Raw genomic sequence first — 7,459 nt, 5'->3', positions numbered from 1 at the left:
TCTCCACCAACTCCTCAAAACACAAAGTTTATATAACATGAGCTAAAGGCTTATCACCCTGTCCATTTTGAGCTATTATTCACGTTTGAAGCATTGCCGGGAGTTGCCTGCTAAAATATATCAAAGAAAAAACGAGTGATGAGGAAGGCTATATGCTTCTTTCACACTCGTTGCTGGTTCGCATGAACAACCGCAAAGGCGTTCAAGGAATCTCTATTTGGTTATTTTCCAAACAAGTTGATAATTCGTTCTTTAACCTCCGCTTGATGAAAGGTCTTCTCATGCATGATAAGCTCTTGTTCTACGATTTTGGGAAGCTGTTCCCGGAGTGGAGCAACCAAATGATCCTTTAGCGTGATTAAAGAAAATCTGGGTTTCTCGGCTAGCTGCCGGGCAAGATCCATTACATAGCCCATCACTTCTTTGCGGGGCAGGGTCGGAAACGGAACTCCCCGTTTTTCCAGTTCAACACCTCGATAATTGCCCCCATTTAACAATAACTCTTCTCCCAAGCTGAACCCTAGTTTTTTAGGAATAATATACGTGGCACCCATTCCCGGTGTGAATCCGTATCTCATAAAATTAGTCGTGTACACACTTTCCCTGCTTAGGACTACAAAATCAGAGAATAGCCCCATTACAAAGCCTCCGCCCACCGCATGTCCCTGCATGGCAGCTATCACTGGAACTTTGCAGCCCAATGCAAGTGAGTATATATTTTCATCGGTAAACTTCGAGATTCCTTCATGTAAAGCCAACAGTCCCTCTTGCGTCCCACCCGTGGCAAAGTAATTATCGTATCCTGTTAGAATTACGACTTTGCAGGTTGAATCTTCTTGGATCGTCTTGAACGCTTGTCTTAGTCCATGGGTCATTTCAAGCGTAAATGTATTTTTATGAACTCTATCTTGCATTTTCACTTGAATAATGCCTCGCTCGATTTCAAGTAATTCAACCACGGATTGTGACATTATGATCTTCTTCCCCCCTGCATCCCCATCTTGTGGCGCACGCCATCAGTCCATCCACGGAAATTGCCCCGTTTCAACATACCGGAAAATCCCCTTAAGATTTTGAGAATCTGAAAACACCTCTTGATTGGACGCCAACGCTAGTGGTTTACATTGACGCAAATCGTTGAGTTCATCCATAAAGCGCTTGTAGCGTAAGATCCCCTTCTTGGTCAATCGTCTGAGGCGTAATAAATGTTTGCGTAGCACCATCTCGCTCTGAACATCGTACGCATCAACCAATCCCCATACATGGGCCTGTTGAACCGAAACGGGCTGCGTCATTAGTGTTAAATAATGCGCTTTTTGGAATCCAATCCTGCGGACTAAAAATGGTAGAACGCAAGCAGGGAAAAGTCCGAATAGCAATTCTGATAAGCTGAACTGTGCCGTCTCGTCAGCTATCACAATATCGCTGGCAGCAATAAATCCGACGCCACCAGCGTTTGCTTTTCCTCGCACATGAGAAATCGTGATATAAGGCCCAGTTGCTAGTTTTAACCACAGATCATACATAGGCTCTGGACTCATTGCATGTTCTTGTCCACTTTCCACTTTTTCACGCATTCCCTCAAAATCCGCCCCAAAACAGAACACCTCTGGCAGACCCTCCAAAACTACGATCGTAACCGACTCTTCACACAGTGCCAGCACATGCAAGCACTCCTCGATGAGGGTATTATTAATCGTATTGTTTGCCTCAGGTCGGTAAAACCGAATATAACAGATCGATTCTTGAAAGCGAACCTGAATCGTTTGATAACTCATGATTCCCACCTGTATTTACGGTGGAATTCATAGATTTCTTCCAAATACAACCGCTGTCTCCCTTTCCCGGAAGCTATGACCCCCGGAATCAATTGAAAATCCAGCTTGGCGTTGCGGGTTCCAAATCGTACGGCGCCACTGCCTTTTAGCAGGGATTCATATTCATCCATAGATAACTGATAGCGATCATTCAAATTACGCTCGATTTCAAAACGCCGTAGATGTTCCTGGCTTTGCGGCATAACAACCCCGCTATAAAATTCAGAGCAGCAGCCTGACCCGTAGGAAAAACAGCCGATTCGCTTTGGAGCATCGAATGTACCCTGATCAATCGTACCTGCCAAGGAGAGGTACAAAGTCGCCCCCATAATATTTCCGACACGTTGGCAATACGCTAATCCAGGCTTAACACGTTGTAAATAATCTGCCTCAATCTCATTTGGTTTGGATTGAGTCAACCTTCGCATCATCGTGCGATGCGCCCCTTTTACCATTCCGCCAAAAGGAGTATGAAAGGCAAGATACTGAAAGGTATCTTTATAATCCACTCCTTTCACCCGTTTTTGATATTCCAAAAACGCTTGCTCGCAACAATCCAGATAGGACATTAAAGACAAATCTGCATCCCCAGCCTCGCTATCTGGAATCGGCCGACAAGTATCCATCACCTCATAGCCGTAATATCCATTAGCGCCTGCATCGATTTGAAAAACATGAGGATTTTCACTAATGAGCATTGCCACGGCCCCTGCGCCTCCACTGGGCTCAGCATAAGACCAATCCTCACTCAAGACATCCCCGCCTTCAGCAGCAATAAATCGTGAAATATCACTGGCAATTACAAGCGCTTTTGCTCCTGGCGAGACCTGAGAAAGAATAAAATTCACCGCCATTTGGAGTCCTGCAGTACCGGAATAGCAGGCTTGCTTGAGCTCGAATAATCTGCAATTCCGATTCAACCCCAAATAGTGGTGAATATATGTACTGATTGATTTCCCAAAATCAATACCTGATTCTGTACAGGTGATAAGCATTTCGATTCGGTTTTTTTCCGCTTCTGAAAGAGCGTCCACCAGCGGTTTTGCCGCATTTACTCCAAAGGTAACTGGATCTTCATAAGGCAGGGCAACCGCCTTTTCTTTCATTAATAAATTTTCGAACCTTGCAGGATCCAATTGCCTGTGTTGGGCTAATTGCATAACATCCAGATAGGCGGAGCCACCAAAAACGTTCATTGCCTCAATTCCCACGACAACCATAATCGTCCCCCTCTCTCAAATACGCGACTCACATTTTTGCATACAAATGGCCGTATTGATTCCACCAAATCCCATGCTCAGATTCATGGTATTGTGAATAATTGCTGGTACAGACTCATTCTTCACCCAATTGCAGTCCAAATGGATAGGCTCCTCCAAATTACGGGTAGGGTGAAGTCTCGACTCCGACATTTGTAAAAGAGTAGCCACAATTTCAACCGTTCCTGCCGCGCTCAAGCCATGACCGATAATGGATTTGGTTGCATTGATATAGGCATGTGACAATTTACAATCCTGTAGTGCCTTTATTTCTATCTCGTCTCCAACAACCGAGCCTGTCCCATGGGGATTAATATAATCAATCTCTTCCGGTAGTAGCTTTGCTTTCTCCAAAGCTCTTCTAATCACTCGGGCTTCGCCTTCGTAAGAGGGATTGGGATTCCGGTTTCGATCCATTCCCATATCCCATCCTGCAAGTTTGGCATAAGGTTTCTCCCGACGCCTCACGGCAGAATCGGCCCGTTCTATGACTACAACCCCGCAAGATTCCCCATAGATGAACCCGTCCCGCGACTGATCAAATGGTCGACACGCCATTGCAGGTTCATCGGCATATCGGTCGCTTCCCATCGCTCCCAAGGACCGCAATGCCTGGCATTCCATATGCGAAATATCCATCAATGCCCCCATTGCAATACAAACATCAACACGATCTGCTTGAATGGCCTCAATTGCTTGAATGATTGCGACTTGTCCACTCGCGGATGCACCACCGACGGTATAAGCTAACCCCTGAATGCCGAACTGTTCGGTACATAGTCCGCACAAATCAGTATCCATAAAGGAAACCCCATAGGTCGGCGGTACAAAGCACATTTTTTCCCGATAGGCCTCATAGGTCTGAAATAGCTCCCGTTGCTGAAAATTGGAGCCTCCAACCACCAGTCCAATACGGCTAGGATCAACGTTATCCAATTGGGCATCATCCCAGGCTTCTTGAAGGGTTACCATGGCTACCTGCCCCGAAAATGATGCTGTACGTAACATTCGTTTGGATAATGCCTTCGGATAAGACAAGGTTGGCAGCTCCGCACCTATAAATGAAGCTTCGCCTCTTCTGCCAGGGCGCTGCATGAAGCCAAATGCATGCTGCCCTTTGAACAACGCCGAGGCAAAAGCAGCCTTCCCCTGCCCAATCGCCGAAGTCACGCCAATCCCCGTAACGAATAACTCAGACTTTTCATAATTTTTCATAATTTCGCATAAAGTGCATCTGTCAATTCCCCTATATTTTTCACGCCAGACAATTCGACACGCGGAATATTAAGAGATAATGTTTCCATTGTCTTGTTTACAATTTCGGCCCGGTCTACTGAATCTGCACCCAAATCCACCAACCGATCGCTATACTCGAACGTGTGATCTTGTAATTCAGGAAGCACTTCACGAATACAACGTTTAACAATATCGAATACTTCTTCCTTATGCATGGGTATCCTCCTAAAAGATAAATGATTTAAAACTCAACAACCCGGTATTCAATAAGCATGACCTATAAACGGATTTCGATGAAAACTTGCATTGAATTTCTCATAAATCCGAGAAGTATTCATACTCCATTCCGTCTTCCTTGGTGCTACAATCGTGCAGATATAGTCACCTAACCGGTAAGACTGGGCAGCATATTGTGGAAAATGTGAAAATGTACTTTGGAAGTATCCATCCACCAATCTGGTCTCATTCATTTCAAGTACATGCAGCGATGTTGTAAAACCTGTGCGCAATATTTTCGACAGGGCCTCCTTCACTGTCCAAAAAACCGTCAATAAAGCTGAATACTCCCCTACTCCCCGCACGACAGAGATTCTTTCCATTTCTTCCGTCGTCAGTTGGCTTTCAATTGTCTTATTTCGCTTAGAATCAATCCTCTCAATATCAATGCCCATGGGATGAGCTTCGGGAAAAACAACAGCCGCTCCGATATAGTCGCAATGGGCAATGCTCACCTGGTAACTGTGGACACCATTGATTCGAAGCATGGGCTGGCCAAAGACACCTGTCTCCACACTTACGTTGCGCAGGTTTGGCTCGCTTAACAGCACCGAAACCGCTTGTTTCGCACTTAGCCTGCTAAGCACAAAGTTGGATTTCCGCCGATGGAATACCAAACTCTCGAAGTAACTACACTCATCCGAATGGAAAACTTCCCGATCAAGGGGAGCGTCTGCGTTATAATCTGCATGGACAAAACTGACGGCCGCCTTCATCACGGCATCTTCCCGCTTCAATATTAGTTGTTCTGCATACGAGGCTACGCATATCCCCCCTAGTAAACTACTACCTTAGCAGTCCAAATCAAAAAAGGCCTTCAAATCCCTTATGGGTTCTGAAAGCTTCCTCATGGAGTATGAACTCGTCATAAGTTCTCCATTTTAAATCTTACTTATAATTTCCAACGCTACTCTTACTAACCTAATATCACCCATAAATTCCAACTGAATGACCGCTTGTCGTTTATGTCTATCTATTTTCTTGACTATACTCCCCCTTCCTTTGAGTGGGCCATCTAGGATACGTATATTGTCTCCTTCAATAATTCCAGTTGATGATTCTATACAATAGCTATCATTGCATAGACTCTCTAACATTTGTTTCTCCGAATCTCTCATTGAAGCTTCAAACTTCGAGTATCTCAATAAACGAATGATATCACTAGAAGTGCAAATCATTGAATTTGTACTGGTTACGAACTGCAAGTCAGGTAAATTCGACTCAATAAATACATAGCTTGGGAACAAAGGAGCCCATTCTTTCTTTACTATTCCTGCTACTTTAAAAAGTCTCTCTTGGAGAGGTATAAAGGGTTTGTAGACTTCAGAATCCAACCACTCATTAATAAGCTGCTTGACCTGTTCTTCCCTACCCGTTCGCACAAAAAACACGTACCAGCTCACTTAACTCATCTCCTATAAAAACGTACTGCCAAATCATCTTCTATAATGTCTACTACCCATATACATAGCTTCGCCCTTTCACTTATCCTACTTGATAAGCTACAATCTCTCACGATATATCCCTCATTAATGGTTAACGTGACCCGCCAGCGATTAACCACATACAAGTTCCTTTATTTTTCATATAATCATATAATTGGAATAATGTTTTTCCATTATAATCCTCTACTCAAACCCTGTCAATTCACAGTTGATTGGGAACGGCCAAGTTCATCTTTGGATTCACAGACCTTTCTGAAAATGCTCAATTTGAAGTCATTATTATCTTTCGAGTACAGCTTTTATGTTTCTGGCGGCTCATAAAAGAACTGATCCGTGTGTTTTATACTAGTGAACTTGAGCACCTGGGGCATATACAAGCGATAAATCATTATGTACTATTTTATATATTCAATATTTTCTTTCACCATTAGCACTGGGCCACATTACAGACTCATTTGAAATCGAACAGGCCCTTTTGGTTCGGACGCATTCTAAATTTAATAAAAGATTCCTTACTCGTAAATTGAAAATAAATATTTTCATCCATGAGGTGATTGAGTGTAAAACCAGGCGCTTTACCAAATGAATGAGCAGGATAAATTTGAATAGAGTCATCAATTTCTCGCTTTATTTTTTGAACGCTATTATATAATTCTACCGGATCTCCTCCATTTGGGTCACAAAAACCACAACCTTCAATGAATATTGTATCCCCAGTAAATAAGCGATCTGACAACAGATAGCATACACTTCCCACGGTATGTCCGGGGGTCAAAAGACTTTTGATTTCCGTTTCACCAACCTTGATTGAATCCTTGTCTTTAATTGAATATAAATTTCTACATCTAAAATTATAAAAATCGATTTCGTTTGTTGACATGAATACTTGCGGGTTATATTTTTCTAGGAGTGGATTTACCAAATTAATATGATCCCAATGTGAGTGAGTTAATAGTATCGCTTTGAGATCGCCATTCAATTGTTGAAGATAGGATTCTACTTTCAATAAATCCCATGATGGGTCAACAATAGCTATGTCTCTTGTTTTCTCATCCATTACAAAATATACATAGTTAATGAAATTCATAAAACAAACTCTTAACTGTTCCATATGATAAGTCAGATTCATATCAGCTTCACTGAACCACCTTCCCAATGATTAATTAAAAACAACAAAATTCTGTTTGAAGGATTTATACCTCTTCATTTTTGGAGATAATTTACACTCAATTATAAAGCCCCCATTTCGTGGTACCTATGATTATAACCATTGATGCAATAGAAAGGCTCCGACTCTCTGTTACAAGATCGCTTAATCTTGCCAAAATAAAAAACGCCTCTCCGTATGTTATGAAGTGCACCCCTTAGAATAGACATTGGAATAAACCCCTGGTTTATCCGATGAATTTCTAGGGGGTGCATTTTT

Annotated in this window: 8 protein-coding genes; all 8 read right to left on the bottom strand. The window is 42.8% G+C overall.

Annotation, left to right across the window (positions count from 1 at the left end; all coding sequences use genetic code 11):
- Positions 1-221: 221 nt before the first annotated feature.
- Positions 222-971, bottom strand: coding sequence for a polyketide synthase (locus ACL9RM_RS03270; protein ID WP_023989389.1), 750 nt, complete (start codon positions 969-971; stop codon positions 222-224).
- A 45-nt stretch (positions 972-1,016) separates the two neighbouring features.
- On the bottom strand, positions 1,017-1,778 hold the full coding sequence (locus ACL9RM_RS03265; protein WP_069289929.1) for an enoyl-CoA hydratase/isomerase: 762 nt from the start codon (positions 1,776-1,778) through the stop codon (positions 1,017-1,019).
- Complete coding sequence (locus ACL9RM_RS03260; RefSeq protein ID WP_069289930.1) at positions 1,775-3,037, bottom strand: hydroxymethylglutaryl-CoA synthase family protein; 1,263 nt, start codon at positions 3,035-3,037, stop codon at positions 1,775-1,777. The genes ACL9RM_RS03265 and ACL9RM_RS03260 overlap by 4 nt, the downstream gene beginning before the upstream one ends.
- Before the next feature lie 15 nt (positions 3,038-3,052).
- Positions 3,053-4,291 (bottom strand): beta-ketoacyl synthase N-terminal-like domain-containing protein, encoded by a 1,239-nt coding sequence (locus tag ACL9RM_RS03255; RefSeq protein ID WP_250268804.1) that lies wholly within the window; start codon positions 4,289-4,291, stop codon positions 3,053-3,055.
- Positions 4,288-4,527, bottom strand: a complete 240-nt coding sequence (locus ACL9RM_RS03250; protein ID WP_165178358.1) for an acyl carrier protein — start codon at positions 4,525-4,527, stop codon at positions 4,288-4,290. Before ACL9RM_RS03250 ends, ACL9RM_RS03255 begins: the two co-directional genes overlap by 4 nt.
- Before the next feature lie 48 nt (positions 4,528-4,575).
- Positions 4,576-5,325, bottom strand: a complete 750-nt coding sequence (locus tag ACL9RM_RS03245; protein ID WP_250268805.1) for a 4'-phosphopantetheinyl transferase family protein — start codon at positions 5,323-5,325, stop codon at positions 4,576-4,578.
- Positions 5,326-5,469: 144 nt separating this feature from the next.
- Complete coding sequence (gene loaP, locus ACL9RM_RS03240) at positions 5,470-5,991, bottom strand: antiterminator LoaP (RefSeq protein ID WP_250268806.1); 522 nt, start codon at positions 5,989-5,991, stop codon at positions 5,470-5,472.
- A gap of 493 nt (positions 5,992-6,484) precedes the next feature.
- On the bottom strand, positions 6,485-7,162 hold the full coding sequence (locus ACL9RM_RS03235; RefSeq protein ID WP_061828475.1) for an MBL fold metallo-hydrolase: 678 nt from the start codon (positions 7,160-7,162) through the stop codon (positions 6,485-6,487).
- Positions 7,163-7,459: the final 297 nt, after the last annotated feature.

Origin of the sequence: Paenibacillus sp. S29, from assembly GCF_049319765.1 — a bacterium.
In the GTDB taxonomy this organism is placed as follows: domain Bacteria; phylum Bacillota; class Bacilli; order Paenibacillales; family Paenibacillaceae; genus Paenibacillus; species Paenibacillus polymyxa_B.
The sequence above is the reverse complement of the archived record's forward strand: the minus strand, read 5'-3'. Positions and strand labels throughout refer to the sequence as shown.

What these genes read in the sequence shown, in the direction of transcription:
- ACL9RM_RS03260 (WP_069289930.1), bottom strand. Translation starts at nt 3,037, where the DNA reads ATGGTTGTCGTGGGAATTGAGGCAATGAACGTTTTTGGTGGCTCCGCC.
- ACL9RM_RS03265 (WP_069289929.1), bottom strand. Translation starts at nt 1,778, where the DNA reads ATGAGTTATCAAACGATTCAGGTTCGCTTTCAAGAATCGATCTGTTAT.
- ACL9RM_RS03255 (WP_250268804.1), bottom strand. Translation starts at nt 4,291, where the DNA reads ATGAAAAATTATGAAAAGTCTGAGTTATTCGTTACGGGGATTGGCGTG.
- ACL9RM_RS03270 (WP_023989389.1), bottom strand. Translation starts at nt 971, where the DNA reads ATGTCACAATCCGTGGTTGAATTACTTGAAATCGAGCGAGGCATTATT.
- ACL9RM_RS03250 (WP_165178358.1), bottom strand. Translation starts at nt 4,527, where the DNA reads ATGCATAAGGAAGAAGTATTCGATATTGTTAAACGTTGTATTCGTGAA.
- ACL9RM_RS03235 (WP_061828475.1), bottom strand. Translation starts at nt 7,162, where the DNA reads ATGAATCTGACTTATCATATGGAACAGTTAAGAGTTTGTTTTATGAAT.